This is a genomic window from Pseudomonas sp. NPDC087358 (assembly GCF_044900785.1).
In the GTDB taxonomy this organism is placed as follows: domain Bacteria; phylum Pseudomonadota; class Gammaproteobacteria; order Pseudomonadales; family Pseudomonadaceae; genus Aquipseudomonas.
Map to the genome: position 1 here is coordinate 221943 of NZ_JBJDOA010000006.1, position 19272 is coordinate 241214.

Consider the following 19272-nt stretch of genomic DNA (forward strand, 5'->3'; position numbering starts at 1 on the left):
CGCTCCACGTCACATGGGACGCGGAGCGTCCGGGCATGCATGCCCACGCAGAGCATGGCAACGATCATCACAGGCTGGATGTATGCCGATAACTAACAGTGTCCCTGCGAGATAACAACGTGAACACACCTAGCACCTACTCACCCGACATCCCCGTCCCCGCCGGCAGGCGGGTCTTCGGCGGCCGCGACTTGTTTGCATTATGGTTCTCCCTGGGCATCGGCTTGATGGTCCTGCAGACCGGCGCGTTGCTGGCGCCGGGGTTGGGCATGTCAGGCTCTATGCTGGCAATTTTCCTCGGCACGCTGGTCGGCGTTCTGTTGCTCGCTGCGGTCGGCGTGATCGGCAGCGACACCGGGCTGTCGTCGATGGCCGCACTCAAGCTCAGCCTGGGCACCAAGGGTGCGGGCGTGCCAGCGATTCTCAACCTGCTGCAACTGGTGGGTTGGGGCTCGTTTGAAATCATCGTCATGCGCGATGCTGCCAGCCTGCTCGGCGCGGGCGCGTTTTCCGAGTCCAGCCTGTGGGCCAATCCGCTGCTCTGGACGCTGATCTTCGGTGCCATCGCCACGGCGCTGGCGGTCAGCGGTCCGTTGACGTTCGTCCGGCAAATCCTGCGCAAATGGGGCATCTGGCTGTTGCTCGGCGCGTGCCTCTGGCTGAGCTGGAACCTGCTGAGCAAAGCCGATCTGTCGGCGTTGTGGTCCCGCGCCGGAGACGGTTCGCTGCCGTTCGCCGTCGGCTTTGACATCGCCATTGCCATGCCTTTGTCCTGGCTGCCGCTGATCGCCGATTATTCACGCTTCGGCAAGCGCGCCACTGGCGTGTTCGGCGGCACCGTGCTGGGCTTTTTTATCGGTAACTTCTGGCTGATGACTCTGGGTGTGGCCTATACGCTGGCGTTCGCGCCGAGCGGCGAAGCCAATGCGCTGCTGCTGGCGCTGGCCGGCGCCGGGATGGGCATTCCGCTGTTGTTGATCCTGCTGGACGAGTCGGAAAACGCCTTTGCCGACATCCACTCGGCAGCGGTCTCCAGCGGCATTCTGCTCAAGGTCAAGGTCGAACATCTGGCGCTGGCCATCGGCATTGTCTGCACGCTGATCGCCTGTTTCGCGCCGCTGGCGCAGTACCAGAACTTCCTGCTACTGATCGGCTCGGTGTTTGCACCCTTGTTCGGCGTGGTGCTGGTGGACCATTTCATCCTGCGTCGTCGCAGCCATGGCGCCGCGACGGGCGACTGCAGCCGGAGCGTTGCGACTGAAAAGCTGCGCTGGATGAGTCTGCTGGCGTGGCTTGGCGGGATCAGTACCTACCACGTGCTGGCCAACCTGTACCCGAACATCGGCGCAACACTGCCAGCGTTGATCGTCGCTGGCGTGTTGCAGCTGATCTTGAGTAAGGCGATCAGCTCCGGCCGGGGAACAGTTCCGGCTTGATGATGCCATTGAGCTGCGGATAAGGAATCTTCAGCTCAATGTGGCCCATGGCGTATGGCGCGATGGTGGTGACCGGATATTTGAGGATCACTGCACCGTACGTCAGGGCAACGTTTGAAGTTTTCTTGAATGGCCACATCTTCTGGAACTCGGTGTCCTTGTCCAGCTTGGTGCTGATCTGCCAGGCCTGATGCGCAAGTTCGGCCTTGTCCCAGAATGCCGCTTCCTGGCCGGGCACCAGCATGTCGGCCAGGGTCAGCACCCGTTGTTGCGGGCGGGAGTAGTTGATGAAAGCCCGGCCCGGGTTGCCGTGGGCACCGCCGGTATCCAAGTAGCTCGACAGCTCGACCACCACGATACCGTCATGCTGCTCGCGTACCTTGGCCTGCAGATAACTGCTGTTGCGCGCCTGGGCGCGGCTGAGGAATTGCTCCTGGTAGTCCTTCAGGGTCGGCGGCAGCGGGCCGTCGGTATCGCTGCGAGTCAGCTGCAACAAAGTGCGCTGCACGATGGCATCGAGTTTGGGCTCGTCCGGGAAATGCACGGTGTCGATGTTTACCAGCGGGCAATCGTCGGTGGTGCAACCGGGCTTGATCAGCTCCGAGGCGTCGCGCTGAACGGTCAGCGGACTGCGCAGGTTGGGCTGGAAAAGACTCTGGCAGGCGCCCAGTATCAGGGCCAGGCAGGCCATTGAAATGATCTTCAGAAACGACATGTTGATCCTTGGCGTTGGCATAAAGGGCCATCACAGGGAGGTAACGGCAACCAGCTTCGACTACGTGTGGCGCAATCGGTTCGCCACCGGGCGGATTAGAGTGCCTTTCGCTTACCCCGTCTACCCTGAGCGCCGGATTTGCCATTTCAAAGGGCTGCATCTGAGGCACCGGCACGTTAGGATGGGGCAAAGTCACCTGTGCTCAAGCAGTGAGAAATTTATGACCGAGACCACCAAGTCGACCCCCACCAAGCATGAGATCACCCAGCGCGAGACCTGCTTCAAGGGTTTCTACCAACTGGACCGTCTGCATCTGCGTCATGAGCTGTTCGATGGTGGCATGAGCCCCGAGATCAAGCGCGAACTGTTCGTGCGCCATGATGCGGTTTGTGTCCTGCCCTACGACGCCAAGCGCGATGCAGTGGTGCTGATCGAGCAGTTTCGTGTAGGCGTGGTCGGCAAGCACCCCAACCCCTGGCTGATCGAAATGGTCGCCGGGCTGATCGACAAAAAAGAGCAGCCTGAAGAGGTTGCCCACCGCGAGGGAGAAGAGGAAGCTGGGCTGGTCTTCGGTGCATTGTGGCCGATCACCAAATACTTTCCGTCGCCCGGTGGCAGTAACGAATTTGTCCACCTGTACCTGGGTAAATGCGAAAGCGAGGGGGCTGGTGGGGTCCACGGGCTGGTCGAAGAGGCCGAGGATATCCGCGTGTCGGTCTGGTCGTTCGATGACGCGATGCAAGCCGTAAAAGACGGACGCATCGTCAATGCGGCAACTATCATCGCAATACAGTGGCTGGCACTTAATCGTGCCGAAATCAGGGGGCTGTGGTCGTGAATCTTTTCCGCGAGCGCTATCGTGTCGACCTCGCCGGGCTGCAAGCAGCCTGTGAGGCCAACTACGCGCGCTTGATGCGTCTGTTACCCGACATGCGCAATGAACAACGTTCGCGCCGGGTGGCGGTCACCCAGGGCGATCAGATGCTCGGCGTGCTGGCGGTCGAGGTCATCCTCGACTGTCCGTACACCACCACGTTGCAGGTGCGTCAGGAGCACAGCCTGCCCTGGCTGCCGGTGCCAGTACTGGAAGTGCAGGTCTATCACGACGCGCGCATGGCCGAAGTCATCGGTGCCGAACACGCCCGGCGCTTCCGCGGTATTTATCCCTACCCCAACGCCGATATGCACCAGCCCGACGAAAAGGCTCAGCTGAACCTGTTTCTCGGCGAGTGGCTCAGCCATTGCCTGGCCTGCGGGCACGAGTTCGAGGCGGTACGCTGAGATATTCCACAGGTACCACTGATCAACTGTAGGAGCCGGCTTGCTGGCGAATGCTGCGGACCAGTCGACGTTGTACTGTCTATCGGCCGCCCTCGCGAGCAAGCTCAGCGCCTACAGGATTTGCGTCAGGCTTGGGTTCTCATTGCATGATTGAGAACTGCCACGCTGTTTCCGGGTTTGCCGTCGTAACAATCAGACACCATAATCCGGCCATACCTGCTCAAGGAGATGGCCTTTGCCGAGCGCGCCTTTAAATTCATCCTCCGTCCTGGTGGTGCAACTGTCCGACAGCCATTTGTTCGCAGAAGCGCACGGCCAGCTGCTGGGCATGAAAACCGCTGACAGCCTCAAGGCGGTGATCGATCTGGTGCTGGCCGAGCAACCGGCCATCGACCTGGTGCTGGCCACCGGTGACCTTTCTCAGGACGGCACGGTTGCGTCGTATCAGACGTTTCGCGAATCGAGCGAGCTGATCCAGGCGCCCAAGCGCTGGCTGCCGGGTAATCATGACGGGCTGCGGGAAATGGCCATTGCCGCCCAGCAAAGCGATTTTCTCGAACCGGTCGTGGATGTCGGAAACTGGCGCATCACTATGCTTGACTCCGCGGTGCCGGGGTCGGTGCCCGGTTATCTGGAAGACAAGCAGCTGCAGTTGCTCGCTCAATCCCTGAGCGAGGCGCCGCAACGCCATCATTTGATCTGTTTGCACCATCATCCTGTGCCGATTGGCGCCGCCTGGATGGAGCCCATCGGGTTGCGCAACCCGGAAGCCTTGTTCGCCGTGCTGGAGCGTTTTCCGCAGGTCAAGGCGCTGCTCTGGGGGCATGTGCATCAGGAGTTCGACCAGCTGCGACAGGGCGTTCGGCTCATGGCCTCGCCTTCGACCTGCATTCAGTTCGCGCCCCAGAGTGAAGACTTCAAGCTCGATTCGCGCGCTCCGGGCTATCGCTGGTTGCGTCTGCACGATGACGGTCAGATCGAAACCGCGGTCTCGCGCATCGCTGCCGGGCTGTTCGAAGCCGACCTCAGCGGCGTCGGGTATTGAAGGAAAAGTCCTGAATTTGCCGCGGATTATCATCAGACGAGTCTTCTTGCGGTTGTCCCTGTAAACTGCGTGGCTTTGCTCTTGTGGCCCCCACAACAGACGTACCGACTCGAGATTTTCGGAGGTAACAGCGTGAATCAGGATCACTCGACGCTTCTTTATATCCACGGCCTGAACAGTTCGGCGACATCGCACAAAGCCACCCAACTGGCCGAGCTGATGAAGCATCTTGGGTTGAGCGAGCGGTTGCGGGTGCCGGAGCTGCATCATCATCCACGCCAGGCCCTGGCTCAGCTGCAAGGCGCGATCGAAGAACTCGGTCGGCCACTGCTGGTCGGCAGCTCACTCGGCGGCTACTATGCGACTCACTTGGCTGAACGCCACGGCCTCAAGGCGGTGCTGATCAATCCGGCGGTCAACCCGCATCAGCTGTTCGACGGTTTTCTGGGGACTCAAAAAAACCTCTATACCGGCGAAAGCTGGGAGCTGACCCACGATCATGTGGCTGCCCTGGCTGAGCTTGAAGTGCCCGCTCCCCAAGATCCGCAGCGTATTCAGGTATGGCTGCAAACCGGTGACCAGACGCTGGATTACCGCCGCGCCCAGGGGTTCTACCGGGCCTGTGCCTTGCACATCGAAGCGGGCGGCGATCACAGCTTTCAGGGCTTTGAACAGCGGCTGCCGGCCTTGCTCGGTTTTGCCGGCTTTGCCCCGCAGCTGCTGCAGGCCATTGAACCATCGGCGCTGTGAGACAGGCGCGCAAATCGAAGCTCTATGCTGAAACGAACAGTTAGAACAATGTCACTCCGAAATTTCATGAACGACTTGATGACGAGACCCCATGGCCAATCCCAGCGCTAGCTCTTATAACGCAGACGCCATCGAAGTCCTCTCGGGCCTCGACCCGGTCCGCAAGCGGCCGGGCATGTACACCGACACCTCGCGCCCCAATCACCTGGCGCAGGAAGTCATCGACAACAGTGTCGATGAAGCCCTGGCGGGGCACGCCAGGTCGGTGCAGGTCATTCTCCACGCCGACAACTCGCTGGAAGTGGCCGACGACGGCCGTGGCATGCCAGTGGACATTCACCCGGAAGAGGGCGTGTCGGGTGTCGAGCTGATCCTCACCAAACTCCACGCCGGCGGCAAGTTCTCCAACAAGAACTACCAGTTTTCCGGTGGTCTGCACGGGGTCGGGATCTCCGTGGTCAACGCGCTCTCGACCCAGGTACGGGTGCGGGTCAAGCGTGACGGCAACGAATACGAAATGACCTTTGCCGACGGCTACAAAGTCACCGAGCTGGCGGTCGTCGGCACGGTCGGCAAACGCAACACCGGCACCAGCGTCTATTTCGCCCCGGATCCCAAATATTTCGACAGCCCGAAATTCTCGGTCAGCCGTCTCAAACACGTGCTCAAGGCCAAGGCCGTTCTGTGCCCGGGCCTGCTGGTCAGCTTCGAAGACAAGAGCAGTGGCGAGAAGGTCGAATGGCATTACGAAGACGGCCTGCGCTCTTACCTGCAGGACTCGGTCAATGATTTCCTGCGCCTGCCCGAAGAGCCGTTCTGCGGCGCCTTTGCCGGGAACAAGGAGGCCGTCGACTGGGCCTTGCTGTGGTTGCCCGAAGGCGGCGACAGCGTGCAGGAAAGCTACGTCAACCTGATTCCCACGGCCCAGGGCGGCACCCACGTCAATGGTTTGCGTCAGGGCCTGCTCGATGCAATGCGCGAATTCTGCGAGTTCCGCAATCTGCTGCCGCGCGGGGTGAAGCTGGCGCCCGAGGACGTCTGGGAGCGCATTGCTTTCGTGCTGTCGATGAAGATGCAGGAGCCGCAATTCTCCGGCCAGACCAAGGAGCGGCTGTCCTCCCGGGAGGCGGCGGCGTTCGTTTCCGGAGTGGTCAAGGATGCCTTCAGCCTGTGGCTCAACGGCCACCCCGAGCTGGGCATGCAACTGGCCGAACTGGCCATCAACAATGCCGGTCGCCGTCTCAAGGCGAGCAAGAAGGTCGAGCGCAAACGCATCACTCAGGGGCCGGCATTGCCCGGCAAGCTGGCTGATTGTGCCGGGCAGGACCCGATGCGCTCGGAGCTGTTTCTGGTCGAGGGCGATTCTGCCGGTGGTTCGGCCAAGCAGGCGCGTGACAAGGAGTTCCAGGCCATCCTGCCGCTGCGCGGAAAGATCCTCAACACCTGGGAAGTCGACGGCGGTGAAGTGCTGGCCAGTCAGGAGGTGCACAACATTGCGGTCGCCATCGGTGTCGATCCGGGCGCCGCTGACATGAGCCAGTTGCGCTACGGCAAGATCTGCATCCTGGCTGACGCCGACTCCGACGGGCTGCACATTGCCACGTTGCTGTGCGCGCTGTTCGTCCAGCACTTCCGCCCGCTGGTAGACGCCGGCCATGTGTATGTGGCGATGCCGCCGTTGTATCGCATCGACCTGGGCAAGGAAATCTACTACGCCCTGGACGAGGCCGAGCGCGATGGCATTCTCGATCGCCTGGTGGCCGAGAAAAAACGCGGCAAGCCACAGGTCACACGATTCAAGGGCCTGGGTGAAATGAACCCGCCGCAACTGCGTGAAACCACGATGGATCCGAACACCCGCCGCCTGGTTCAGCTGACGCTGGACGACTTTGCCGCCACTTCGGAGATGATGGACATGCTGCTGGCCAAGAAGCGCGCGGGCGACCGCAAGACGTGGCTCGAGTCCAAGGGCAATCTGGCCGAGGTGCTGGTTTGATGCGAGGTTGGCTGGCAGCGCTGTTGCTGACCGCCACTCCCGTCTTCGCAGCGCCCCTGCCAGAGCTCAAGTTGCTGTCCGAGCACCCGGTCGACGACATGATCGGCGGCAACCTGTCGGGTCTGGCGTCGTGCAACGGCGTGCTGTGGACGATCTCCGATCGCGACGACACGCTGCTCTACAGCCTGGACACCTCGGCGACGGTGTGGAAAGCCCACGCGCAGGTGCTCGACATTCCGCCGATCCCGGACAGCGGGTTGTCGGCGACCCTGCGCGCAATGGCCAAGGCCGCCGTTTTGCTTCGCGGTGGCGATCTGGACTACGAAGGCGTGAGCTGCGACGCAGCCGGCAACCGTTATCTGGTCAGTGAAGGCTATGCCACGGTGCTCAAGGTGCCGGTCAACGGTGCGCCGGTCTGGCTGGAACTGCCGAAGAAGCTGGTCCAGGAGGCTCAGACGGCCGGCATGCTGCAGCACTTCAACGCGATATTCGAAGGCATTGCGATCAGCCCTGCGGGTGATCAGATCTGGCTGGCGGCCGAGCGCGAGAAGCGCGGGCTGCTGACGGCGCGGCTGGGCAAGGATGGCTGGGCCTGTGACGCCAGTTGCATTCTGAAAGTGGAGTCCGGCAACGAAAAGCTGCCGCCGCAGGTGGGTGGCAAGTCCGTGGCCAAGGACTTTTCCGATATCTCTCTGTACAAGGGCAAGCTGTTCACGCTTGAGCGCTCGGCCTACCGGATTTGCCGTCGCACGCTGGAAACCGGTGAGCTGGAAACCTGCTGGTCGTTCGCCCGGGAGGCTCTGAAACCCAATCGGCTCTATGATCAGAAATACGGCCTGACCGAGGCGCTGATCGTCGATGACACGGGCGCCTGGGTCGGAACCGACAATAACTTCGGTGTTCGAGCCGATGGTGAGAAACGCCCCATCGTCTGGCGCTTTGCCGCGCCTGAGGGTGGCTGGAGCGCCAAACCTTGACTCAGCCCGCTCCCGGCAAGCGTGCCGGGCGTCTGATGCTGATCATCGCCTGGGCCGCAGCGCTGTTTCTGGCGACGCGGTTTTTTGGTGAATGGGAGCAGCGTCAGGAAAACCCCAACACCAACGTCACTTCCAGACACGGTGAGGGCTATGTCGAGGTGCAACTGGCGAGCAATCGGCAGGGGCATTTCGTCATGACGGGGCAGATCAACACCGGTGAGGTGCAGTTCATGCTCGATACCGGCGCGACCGATGTCGCGGTTCCCGGGCAAGTTGCGGACACACTTCACCTCAAGCGTGGGGACAGGGTTCAGGTCGGTACCGCCAATGGCCTTGCCGAGGCTTTTCGGACCACGCTTGAGCGGCTGCAGATCGGCGATATCGTCCTGAACAACGTGCGCGCCCTGGTGGTGCCCGGTCTGGACGGTGATCAGGTGCTGCTGGGCATGAGCGCCATGAAACAACTTGAATTCACCCAGCGCGGCGGCAACTTGCTGCTGCGTCAGACGACAAAATGATGAGGCCCGCATGAGCGACTCCCTTGACCTCAGCCTGGACGGCGTAGAACGCCGGTCACTGGCTGACTTCACCGAACAGGCCTATCTGAACTACTCCATGTACGTGATCATGGACCGCGCGCTGCCGCATATCGGTGACGGCCTGAAGCCTGTACAGCGGCGTATTGTCTACGCCATGAGCGAGTTGGGCCTGGACGCCGACTCCAAGCACAAGAAATCGGCGCGTACCGTCGGTGACGTGCTGGGCAAGTTCCACCCCCACGGCGACTCGGCCTGCTATGAAGCCATGGTGTTGATGGCGCAACCGTTCAGCTATCGCTACACATTGGTGGATGGCCAGGGCAACTGGGGTGCGCCGGATGATCCCAAGTCGTTCGCGGCCATGCGTTATACAGAAGCGCGCCTGTCGCGTTATTCCGAAGTGCTGCTCGCCGAGTTGGGGCAGGGCACCGCGGACTGGGTGCCGAACTTCGACGGCACCCTGGATGAGCCAGCGGTGCTGCCGGCGCGGTTGCCGAACATCCTGCTCAACGGCACCACCGGTATCGCCGTGGGCATGGCCACCGACGTGCCACCGCACAACCTGCGTGAGGTCGCATCGGCCTGCGTGCGCCTGCTCGATGAGCCCAAGTCCACCATCGAGCAGCTGTGCGAGCATATCCAGGGGCCGGACTATCCGACCGAAGCGGAAATCATTACGCCGCGCGCCGACCTGCTGAAGATTTACGAAACCGGTCGTGGCTCGGTGCGCATGCGCGCGGTGTATCACATCGAAGACGGCGACATCATCGTCACCGCGCTGCCGCACCAGGTCTCGGGCGCCAAGGTGCTGGAGCAGATCGCTGCCATGATGCAGGCCAAGCCGTCCAAGGCCCCGCAAATTGCTGACCTGCGCGACGAGTCCGACCACGAAAACCCCTGCCGGATCGTGATTATCCCGGGCGCGCGCAAGAACTTCGATCACGATGCACTGATGCAGCATCTGTTCGCCACTACTGAGCTGGAGTCCAGCTACCGGGTCAACATCAACATCATCGGGCTGGACGGCAAACCACAGCTGAAAAACCTGCGGGCGTTGCTGGTCGAGTGGCTGCAGTTCCGGACTCAGACCGTACGGCGTCGCCTGCAATTTCGCCTGGATAAAGTCGAGCGTCGTCTGCATCTGTTGGACGGCTTGTTGATCGCTTATCTGAATCTGGATGAAGTGATCCATATCATCCGTACCGAGGAGCATCCACGGGCCAGGTTGATCGAGCGGTTCGCCCTGAGCGAAATCCAGGCCGACTACATTCTGGACACCCGCTTGCGCCAGTTGGCGCGGCTCGAAGAAATGAAGCTGCGTGCCGAACAGGATGAGTTGCTCAAGGAACAGGCCAAGCTGCAAGCCTTGCTGGGCAGCGAAGCCAAGCTCAAGAAGCTGGTGCGCAGCGAGCTGATCAAGGACGCCGAAACCTATGGTGACGACCGCCGTTCGCCGATTGTCGAACGGGCAGAAGCCAAGGCGCTGACCGAACACGATCTGCTGCCAAACGAAAAGATCACCGTCGTGCTGTCGGAAAAAGGCTGGGTACGTTCGGCCAAGGGGCACGAGATCGATGCCACCGGGCTTTCCTACAAGGCCGGAGACGGCTTCAAGGCGTTGGCCGCCGGGCGCTCCAACCAGTTCGCGGTGTTCATCGACTCCACCGGGCGCAGTTATTCGTTGGCCGCACATACCTTGCCCTCGGCGCGAGGTCAGGGCGATCCACTGACCGGTCGCCTGACGCCGCCGCCTGCTGCGACGTTCGAGTGCGTGTTGCTGCCCGACGATGATGCGCTGTACGTCATCGCGTCGGATGCCGGCTACGGTTTCGTGGTCAAAGGCGAAGACCTGCAAGCGAAGAACAAGGCAGGCAAGGCGCTGTTGAGTCTGCCAGGCGGGGCCAAGGTGATTCTCCCGCGTCCGGTGCCTGATCGTGAGCATAACTGGCTGGCGGCGGTGACCACCGAAGGCCGTTTGCTGGTGTTCAAGATCAGCGATCTGCCACAGCTGGGCAAAGGCAAAGGCAACAAGATCATCGGCATCCCGGGCGAGCGTGTGGCCAGTCGCGAAGAATATGTGACCGACTTGGCAGTTATTCCGGAGGGCAGCACCTTGGTGCTTCAGGCCGGCAAGCGTACGCTCTCTCTGAAGCCGGATGATCTGGAACATTACAAAGGCGAGCGTGGACGGCGTGGCAATAAGCTACCACGCGGCTTCCAGCGAGTTGACGCGTTGTTGGTAGAAAGCGCTACTTAATCCGGCGTTTGCGGCTGTCGATCTTCGTTTCGTCACGAAGATCGACGCAGAATCGCTGGAGTCATTGCGCATATTCACGGATGATATGTCGTCTTGAGGTGCAGGCGTGGCTTAGTGCCTTCATGTTTTCTTGAGTCTTTGACATCGTGGCGCGCCGTGTGGCGGCCACTTGGACGGAATGATGAATTTTCTACGCGTTCCTTTTGTTCTGTTGTTGACCGGCGTTCTGGGTTTGGCCGGGTGCAGCGTTCATCAGCCTACATCGCTCTACCAACTGGACAGCGGCGATCCGGGGCAACCGAAACAAAGTGCCGGCGTGGCTGTCTTGCTGGGTCCGGTTTCCATTGCCGACTATCTGCAACGGGAGACATTACTGCAGCGTCAACCCGACGGTAGCCTGACTGCGGCCACCGACGGTCGTTGGGCGGGTAGTTTGTCGTCGGACATCGATCAATTGCTGTTGCGTCAACTGGCCTGGAAGCTCGACAGCCAGCGTGTCGTGATGGCGCCTGCCGCTGCCAACTTCAGCCCGGATGTGCAGGTGGTGCTGTCGATCACTCGTCTGGACTCAGGCGAGAAGCAGCCTGCCGTTCTCGACGCTCAGTGGCGTTTGCTCGATCGCCGCGGCACTGTGCGTGACACCAAGCTGGTTCACCTGGAAGAACCGCATGCAGGCACCTCGGCAGCCCAGGTCAAGGCTCAGGGTGTGTTGTTGCAGCGTCTGGCCGATCAGTTGAGTGCGGCTGTCAAACCGGTTGCCAGTCAGCCCCTGGTTGCCGAGGAGCCAAAGAAAGCCGCTCAGCCTGCCAAGACCCGTACCGATCAGGACAAGCCGAAGATTCCAATGGCCTCGCCGATCCGCACTGATCTGGAAGTGTTCCGCTTCTAAGGTTTGCGCAAAACAAAAAAGCCCGCAGCGATGCGGGCTTTTTTGTGGCTGATGGTCTGTGTCGCAGCGGTGCCCCCTGCAGCAGTCCGGCTTGGCCGGCGGTAGCGATCCATCAGGCGCCACTGCCGGCAAGCCGGACTGCTACAGCATTGGGGGCGTATGGAAATCGCGATTCTGGCCGAAGGGCATGGGAATCAAAAGCGGCGGCGCAACAGATGCCGATCACTTCTGCCCGCAGCCCGTCAGAGGTCGACCGCTTCTGCCCGAAGGGCGTGGGAGTCCGCCGGGGTGGCGCTCCACCTTGCCGACGATCTGGCGCGAAGCGCCAGCAAACCCTGTGAATGCTATGCACCTGACCTACCGAGCCGCCTGATCCTACTGCCGGTGCCCGGCAGGTCGTCCGGATGCGGCCCAGAGGCAAGCCCGCTCCCACGGCCTTCGGCCAGAATCAAAAGCAGGCGGCGCAATAGTCCAAAGCTGCTTGAGGAGCTTGTTTGAAACCATACAATCTCCCACAGTGGGGAGTGCGACTTGCTTGCGTCGGAGATCAGGCCTTGCGCGCCTCGTGCATGCGCGCCAGTTGACGCTCCAGCATTGACGGATACGGCTCCATCAGACGCTCCACACAGCTGGCACCTTCGGGGCTGGCGATCGGACGAATGCGGGCGCGCTGGCGAATGGTGTGGTCTTCGCTGATCCGGCGCTCCACCAACAGCAGGTTGCGGCTGTGTTGCGAAAGGGCCAGGGCGTCCTGAGCGGTCTCGGTCAGCAGCAGGTCGATCTGGTTCATGCCGTGCAGGCCTTCACCCAGGGTCAGGCCCAGTTGCAATTGCAGGGTGATGCCGCTGTCAGCGACTTCGATCTGCAAGGCATGGCTCAACGCGCGCAGCAGCTCACCACAGCAGATCGCGTTGGTCAGGTAGTCGTCGCCGCTGTCCTGGGTGCTGAACACCATCAGCGAGCTACCATCATTGAGGGTGTGCAGTTCGCTGTCGTACAGCGATGCCGCCTGATCGATGCAGTCGCGGTAGCGCTCCAGCAGTTCGGTCAGGCGTGTGCGGGGCAGGCGACGCAGTTGCTCCTGCGAGCCAAGCTGGACTGCCAGCACGGCGCTGTACTGCGGTTGCGAAGGTGCTACTGGCAGTGCAGGGCGCGGAGCCGGCTTCTGCGCGACCGGCGAGTGATCGCGAAGGTCGGCGAACGGATCGTCCTCATCGTCCTCATCTTCCTCGGCCACGATACGTCGCGCCGGAATCGCCGTGGCCCGGGGTTTCGGGGCGTCGTCGAAGTCAGGGTCGCTCAGGTCGCTGGTATCGAATTCAGGCGAGGTTTCGTCTTCATCATCGACGGCTACAGGCTCTGGAATTGGTTCCGGCTCGGGCTCAGGCGGTGCATACGAAGCCTTGAGCTGGCGGGCCAGGTCGCCGATCTCGTCCTGGCGGTCGGTCGCCGGGGTGTACGGGTCGATGTAGCGCAGCCACATGCGCAGTTGCAGCATCGGCGTGGAGATGTGCCGGCCCAGACGCAGGCTCAAGGCCAGCGCCAGCGCCAGCAGAATGCCGGCAAGAATGCCCATGCTTTGCAGGCTGATGGTCAGTGGCTGCTGGAACTGAGTCATGTCCAGGCTGATGCGAAGGGTGCCCGCGACCACGTCCTGGAAGGTGACCTTGATCTCGTACAGGCCTTCGGCTTCCCCCAGCAGGCCGTTTTTCGGGCGCTGGCCGGCTTCGGCGAGGATGCGATTATCGACGCTGTAGATAGCCGCGTGGGCAACCAGCGGGTTCTTCACCAGATTGCCCAGCAACACGTTGAGACTGAGGATGTCGTTGGACACCAGCAGCTCGGTGGCGGAGGTCGCGGTTTGCGTGGTCAGGGCCTGCCCCAGTGCGTCGGCCTGTTCGTGCATGGCTTGCTTGAACTGCAAACCCATGACGCAGGCGTAGATCACCAGAGCCAGCGCGACGAGGATCACGTTGTGGCTGGCGATACGCAAAGCAATCGGAACACGTCGATGACGCAATGCCCGGAAGATCAGCAAGAAGAAATTATCGGTTTTTACTGGCGTGGGCCGGTTCACTGAGCACGGCTCTCTTGGAGAAGTTGCCGCGCAGTATAGCGAGCGACCCAGTAGCGGCAAAGCGCTCACTGTGCCCGGCGGTCACTGAAAGTGAGTAGAATGCGGTTTTTTTCCACTGCGGGGGTGCGCCTTGCGCGAAATTGTCCTGATAAACATCACCGGCCTCGACCGTCCGGGCCTGACTTCGGCCATTACCGGCGTCCTGGCACAAGGTGGCGTGAATATTCTGGATATTGGTCAAGCGGTGATTCACGACGCACTGTCGTTCGGCATCCTGGTTGAAATTCCCGATACCGAACAAGGCGCCTCGGTGCTCAAGGATCTTCAGTCCAAGGCTGATGAACTGGATCAGCAGGTCCGTTTCACTCCGGTCTCCGAGGCCGATTACCAGCACTGGGTGGACGGTCAGGGCAAGGCGCGGCACATCGTCACGTTGCTCACCCGAAAAGTCACCGCCGAGCAGTTGCAGACCGTAAGCGCCATTACCGCCCGATATGGCCTGAATATCGATCGCATCGACCGGCTTTCCGGGCGCATGCCGCTGGACACGCCAACCGACAAGGCCAAAGGCTGCATCGAGTTCTCCGTGCGCGGTGAGCCGGCCGACCCGCAGCAGATGCAGGCCGAGTTTCTGCATGTGGCGCAGGAACTCAACGTCGATATCGCGTTTCAGCAGGACTCGCTGTTCCGCCGCAATCGTCGACTGGCGGTATTCGACATGGACTCCACGCTCATCGAGGCCGAAGTCATCGACGAGCTGGCCAAGGCCCATGGTGTGGGCGATCGTGTGTCGGAAATCACCGAGCGGGCGATGCGCGGTGAACTGGACTTTCGCGCAAGCTTCAAGGAGCGCCTGGCGCTGCTCAAGGGGCTGGACATCAAGGTGCTGGATGAAATCGGCGCGTCGCTGCGCCTGACCGAAGGCGCCGAGACCCTGTTCGCCGAACTCAAGCGCCTGGGTTACAAGACTGCGATCCTGTCTGGCGGCTTCACCTACTTCGCTCGCCAGTTGCAGGCAAAACTGGGCATCGACTACATCTTCGCCAATGAGCTGGAAGTGGTGGATGGAAAGTGCACCGGCAATGCCGTGGAGCCTATTGTCGACGCCCAGCGCAAGGCTGATCTGCTGCGCGAGCTGGCGGCCCGGGAAGGTTTGAGCCTGGAGCAGACCATCGCAGTGGGTGATGGCGCGAATGATTTGCCCATGCTTGCCATTGCAGGCCTGGGGGTGGCATTCCGCGCCAAGCCACTGGTCAAGCAGTCTGCCAAGCAGGCGATCTCGACCCTGGGGCTGGACGGAGTTCTCTATCTGTTGGGGTTCAGGGACCGGGAAGGGCGGGGCGCGTAACAGATCTTCGGAGGGTCTGGGCATTACCCGTAGGCGCGAGCGTGTTCGCGATTGGCTGTGTCAGTCGCCACTCGCATCGCTGACCCGCCACTATCGCGAGCAAGCTCACACCTACAGAGCTACAGCACCGTCCACAACGAATCGAACTCCTGCTCCGGGCCAGCATTGGGCAGGGGATCTTTCGGGCCTTCCAATACCTGGTATTCGAACTGGTTGTAGCTGCCGGTCGTGGCGCGACGATTGCTCAGGGTGGCTCGCCGCTCATCACCGTTGGTGTTGATCATGACCTTGCTGCCATCTTCGAACGGCAGGCGAGGCGCGATCAGGGTTGCCGGCACATCGATCGCCCTCACCTCCGGCAGCAGCAACGCCCGCAGGTACTGGCTGCTGTGTTCGGCACGCAGCAATTGCAGGCCGCAGGCCTGAGCGAACGGGGCGATCAGCTCGACGCCCATCTGCGTACCTCCGCTGCGCACCTGACGTACCCAGCGCACCACCGCAATGCTCCAGCCATGGCCGTGATCCTGAATACCGATCATCTCCCCGGCCTGCAGTTGGTCCGGGACTTCTTTGGGCCAGGCCAGGCAGTAACCGCCCGGGCTGTGATTGACGATGTGCAGCGGGTAGGTAGGAAAGCTTCTCTGCCCGTCAGATGCCGAGGCGCCCCCATCGGACTCGTCACGCTGATATTCGATTTCCTCGAACGGCAGCATGGTGCTCGATGAACCGCTGCGTTGTACGTCCATCGCCTGCGCCCAAGGGTCATGCCGGGCTGGCTCCAGCGGCTGCAGCGTGTAGTCGGCGATCTTGCTCACCGTCATGGCCGGCACCAGCAGTTGATCGCTGAAGGATTTCTGACCACCGACAAAATAGTGCAAGGCGCTCATGCCCACGCAGACGGTCAGCGTGCCTTGCCCCGGCATGCGCTGAAAAGCTCGCTCCGACACGTCGCCCCAGGCAGCAGCGAGGTGCTGCAGCACATCCAGGGACAGGCCGGGAGGTACATGCAGGTACGACTGCGCGCGCTGATCGATCGGCAGTTCGATGTAGCGTTGCAGCGCCGCCGACAGCGCCCGTGGATTGATGCCCAGCAGATTGGCGCGCTGATCTTCGGCGTACAGCGACGTGTAACGCGGCGCTGTGTCGGTGCCGTGCGCCACGGCATACAGGCTGGCCTCGTCGAGGGGTTGTTGCAGGGTGACCATCGAACTCCAGGAGTCCAGTGCATCAGCCAGTTTGCCGATGTTGTGCTGACGCATCTGGTTGCAGCGCGAGCAGCCCATCAGCAGGGCTACGATATACGTCTGTTCGACCGTCAGGGTACGGGTGTGGTGAGCTTGACCGTCCGCCACTGGCACATTGTGCAGCTGATGCTGGCGGGCGATCTGGTAGATCTGATGCAGCTCCAGCCAGAGGCCGTCCTGCACCGGACAGTAGAGCTGGTTGGCGCGGATCAGTGGACCATTGAGGCAGTGCAGGGCGCGTTGCAGTGCGGTCGTCAACAGCGGCGCACGGTCTCTGCTGAGCCTGGGAGCCACCCGCGCGATGATCTGCTTGTAGCCGATCGCCAGATGGTTTTGCAGCGCCTGGCACAGGTTGGCCACCTTGCGCGGGCGTTCTTCCAGCACAACCGACTGGTTGAGGAAGTGGCGCTCAAGGTGTTTGCATACGAAAAATACTTCGGGGCGCAGCAGCTCGAGGAGTTGCATGCGGTTTTCGCTGGGGGTGAGCAACTGGTTGAGTTCACCCAGGCCTTGATACAGCTGGCGGGCCATTTCACCGAGGTTGGCTTTGGGGAGGGTGGAGATCCAGCGCTTCAAGTCTTTCGGGGTCGCGTCACAGAACGACAGGCTCGACTGCGTCGGCACAGGTGCGCGCAACAACAGTGGAAGACTCAAGTTACTCATGTGACAGGCAAACTCCAACAGCTCTGGCTCGGATGGCTGCGTGAAACTGCGGTGCAGTGGCGCAGACGCCGGGCTAAATGAGCAAGTTTACGTCAATTGATAGCGAAGTTTCCTACAACACCGACGACGGACTCTAGCAGCATCGATCCGCAATCGCAGCCTTTAGTATCAAAATGACATCTCTCGGACACGGGTGATTCCGTGCCATGACGCTTGCTGGCGGGACTTTGAACGCAGTCATAGTCACCGCCAAAAAAACGTTTCAGAGTTTGTCAGGCAAGAATCAGGCCGGTGTCGACATGGCCAGTAGCTCGCCCATTCGCACTGGGGAAGCTGCGACCAGATGCTCGGCCCACTTCACTTGATTCGGCCCGAAAAGCACGATGGCGGTCGAACCCAGTTTGAAGCGGCCCAGCTCCGCGCCCTTTTCCAGATAAATGGGCGCGCGGGCGGCTTCGTCGTAGCTGAAGGTCTTCAGCTCGCGTTTTGGCGGGGTGACCAGACCGGCCCAGACCGTCTCGATGGAGGCGACGATCATCGCGCCGACCAGCACCACAGCCATGGGGCCGCGCTCGGTGTCGAACAGGCAGACCACGCGTTCGTTGCGTGCAAACAGTTCAGGCACGTTTTCGGCGGTGGTCTGGTTGACCGAGAACAGCCGGCCTGGCACATAGACCATCTCGCGCAACGTGCCGGCCAGCGGCATGTGAACGCGGTGGTAGTCCTTGGGCGACAGGTACACGGTGGCGAATTCGCCGCCCATGAAAGGAGCGGACAGGCGCGCATCGCCGCCCAGCAGTTCCAGCGCGCTGTAGCTGTGGCCCTTGGCCTGGAAAATCCGGCCGTGGTCGATCGGGCCCAGCTGGCTCACGGCACCATCGGCGGGACAGAGAACCGCGCCGGGCGTCTCGTCCAGTGGACGTGCGCCAGGTTTAAGAGCGCGAGTGAAGAAGTCATTGAAGTGTGGATACGCGGTGACGTCTTCCACCAGCGCCTGGGACATGTCCACTTGATAGCGGCGCACGAACCACTGAGTGAACGCATTCTTGAACCAGCGCACCCGACATTCGGCGACGCAGCCGGCCAGACGCGACAGCAGGTGGTGGGGAAGCAGGTATTGAAAAAGAATAAACAGACGCTGTTTCATCAAGATTCCTAAAACGTTGAAGAGGGAAATGCAGGTTGGCGTCGCCGGGGCTGCCCGTTATTTCTCGATGGGTGTATCCGGGTGATTGCCCCATTCGCCCCACGAGCCGGCATAGCCCTTGACTCGCGGGTAACCCAGCGCCTTGGCAACCAGATAAGTGAAGCCGGAGCGATGGTGGGTCTGGCAGTGGGTGATGACCTCTTTGTCTGGCGTGATGCCCAGGCTTTCGAGGATTTGCGGCATGTCTTTGCGAATGCGCAGGTTGCGCGCCTGATCCATGCCGGCGGTCCACTCGAAATTCACCGCGCCAGGGATGTGACCACCCTTGGCAGCAACGACCTTTTCACCGGAATACTCAGTCGGGCCGCGTGCGTCCCAGATCGCCAGATCATTGGCGCCCAGACGGCTTTGCAGGTATTGGCGGGTGGCGGTGGGTTCGTCATGCAGGGTCAACGGCACGGGGCCGCCGACCGGCGCAGGAACCTCGGTGGACAATGCAAGGCCTTCGGCCTGCCAGGACAGCAAGCCACCGTCCAGATAGTGGTAGTTCGAATGCCCGATGACATCCAGCAGCCAGATGAAGCGTCCGGCCCAGCCGCCGCCTTCATCGTCATACACCACGTAGACAGCATCCGGGTTGTGGCCCAGTTCACCGAACAGCACTTCGAGCTGCGCCTGGGTTGGCAGCAGGCCCGGAGCGGGGGGCTGGCCCAGTTGCGTACGTTTTGGATCGACAAAGCGCGCGCCGGGCACATGCCCTGCCTGGTAGCGGGCAGGGCTGGTCAGGTCGACCAGAATCAGTTCTGAAGCGCCGAGGCGTGCCTGCAGGTCTGCGGGCTCGATCACCAGCGGCAAGCTTGAGAAGGCAGACATGTGAGGTCTCCAGATCATGAAAAAGAGGCGAATTG

Annotated in this window: 16 protein-coding genes; 11 read left to right on the plus strand and 5 right to left on the minus strand. The window is 61.4% G+C overall.

Annotation, left to right across the window (positions count from 1 at the left end; genetic code table 11):
* Positions 1-119 precede the first annotated feature (119 nt).
* Positions 120-1436 (plus strand): putative hydroxymethylpyrimidine transporter CytX, encoded by a 1317-nt coding sequence (gene cytX, locus ACI2KS_RS16220; RefSeq protein WP_404621952.1) that lies wholly within the window; start codon positions 120-122, stop codon positions 1434-1436.
* Here cytX and ACI2KS_RS16225 read toward each other — a convergent pair.
* Complete coding sequence (locus ACI2KS_RS16225; RefSeq protein WP_404621954.1) at positions 1405-2151, minus strand: RsiV family protein; 747 nt, start codon at positions 2149-2151, stop codon at positions 1405-1407. The two genes, cytX and ACI2KS_RS16225, sit on opposite strands and share 32 nt — an antisense overlap.
* Before the next feature lie 220 nt (positions 2152-2371).
* Here ACI2KS_RS16225 and ACI2KS_RS16230 point away from each other — a divergent pair, with 220 nt between their 5' ends.
* From ACI2KS_RS16230 to ACI2KS_RS16270, 9 genes are all read left to right on the plus strand, one after another.
* Positions 2372-2989: an NUDIX domain-containing protein gene (locus ACI2KS_RS16230; RefSeq protein ID WP_404621956.1), complete on the plus strand. Its 618-nt coding sequence runs from the start codon at positions 2372-2374 to the stop codon at positions 2987-2989.
* Complete coding sequence (locus ACI2KS_RS16235) at positions 2980-3432, plus strand: DUF1249 domain-containing protein (protein ID WP_404621958.1); 453 nt, start codon at positions 2980-2982, stop codon at positions 3430-3432. Before ACI2KS_RS16230 ends, ACI2KS_RS16235 begins: the two co-directional genes overlap by 10 nt.
* A 235-nt stretch (positions 3433-3667) precedes the next feature.
* A complete protein-coding gene (cpdA, locus tag ACI2KS_RS16240; protein WP_404621960.1) occupies positions 3668-4477 on the plus strand; it encodes a 3',5'-cyclic-AMP phosphodiesterase in 810 nt (269 codons plus the stop codon).
* A 132-nt stretch (positions 4478-4609) separates the two neighbouring features.
* Positions 4610-5227, plus strand: coding sequence for a YqiA/YcfP family alpha/beta fold hydrolase (locus ACI2KS_RS16245; protein WP_404621962.1), 618 nt, complete (start codon positions 4610-4612; stop codon positions 5225-5227).
* Between the two features lie 91 nt (positions 5228-5318).
* Positions 5319-7223: a DNA topoisomerase IV subunit B gene (gene parE / locus ACI2KS_RS16250; RefSeq protein WP_404621964.1), complete on the plus strand. Its 1905-nt coding sequence runs from the start codon at positions 5319-5321 to the stop codon at positions 7221-7223.
* Complete coding sequence (locus ACI2KS_RS16255; protein ID WP_404621966.1) at positions 7223-8200, plus strand: esterase-like activity of phytase family protein; 978 nt, start codon at positions 7223-7225, stop codon at positions 8198-8200. Before parE ends, ACI2KS_RS16255 begins: the two co-directional genes overlap by 1 nt.
* A gap of 35 nt (positions 8201-8235) precedes the next feature.
* Positions 8236-8718, plus strand: coding sequence for a TIGR02281 family clan AA aspartic protease (locus ACI2KS_RS16260; protein ID WP_404622186.1), 483 nt, complete (start codon positions 8236-8238; stop codon positions 8716-8718).
* A gap of 10 nt (positions 8719-8728) precedes the next feature.
* The gene (gene parC / locus ACI2KS_RS16265; RefSeq protein ID WP_404621968.1) at positions 8729-10996 is read left to right on the plus strand and encodes a DNA topoisomerase IV subunit A; all 2268 of its coding nucleotides are present in this window, start codon (positions 8729-8731) and stop codon (positions 10994-10996) included.
* Between the two features lie 181 nt (positions 10997-11177).
* Positions 11178-11885, plus strand: coding sequence for a membrane integrity-associated transporter subunit PqiC (locus ACI2KS_RS16270; protein ID WP_404621970.1), 708 nt, complete (start codon positions 11178-11180; stop codon positions 11883-11885).
* Positions 11886-12432: 547 nt separating this feature from the next.
* Here the strand turns inward: ACI2KS_RS16270 and ACI2KS_RS16275 are convergent.
* Positions 12433-13962, minus strand: coding sequence for a histidine kinase (locus tag ACI2KS_RS16275; protein WP_404621972.1), 1530 nt, complete (start codon positions 13960-13962; stop codon positions 12433-12435).
* Positions 13963-14092: 130 nt separating this feature from the next.
* On the opposite strand from ACI2KS_RS16275, the gene serB reads away from it, so the two are divergent.
* A complete protein-coding gene (serB, locus tag ACI2KS_RS16280) occupies positions 14093-15310 on the plus strand; it encodes a phosphoserine phosphatase SerB (RefSeq protein ID WP_404621974.1) in 1218 nt (405 codons plus the stop codon).
* A gap of 119 nt (positions 15311-15429) precedes the next feature.
* On the opposite strand, the gene ACI2KS_RS16285 is transcribed toward serB, so the two are convergent.
* From ACI2KS_RS16285 to rhdA, 3 genes are all read right to left on the minus strand, one after another.
* Positions 15430-17217 (minus strand): molecular chaperone, encoded by a 1788-nt coding sequence (locus ACI2KS_RS16285; protein WP_404621976.1) that lies wholly within the window; start codon positions 17215-17217, stop codon positions 15430-15432.
* A gap of 283 nt (positions 17218-17500) precedes the next feature.
* Positions 17501-18370 carry an archaetidylserine decarboxylase gene (gene asd / locus ACI2KS_RS16290; protein ID WP_404622187.1) on the minus strand — a complete coding sequence of 290 codons (870 nt, stop codon included), beginning with the start codon at positions 18368-18370 and terminating at the stop codon, positions 17501-17503.
* A 51-nt stretch (positions 18371-18421) separates the two neighbouring features.
* Positions 18422-19237, minus strand: a complete 816-nt coding sequence (gene rhdA, locus ACI2KS_RS16295; protein WP_404621978.1) for a thiosulfate sulfurtransferase — start codon at positions 19235-19237, stop codon at positions 18422-18424.
* Positions 19238-19272 lie beyond the last annotated feature (35 nt).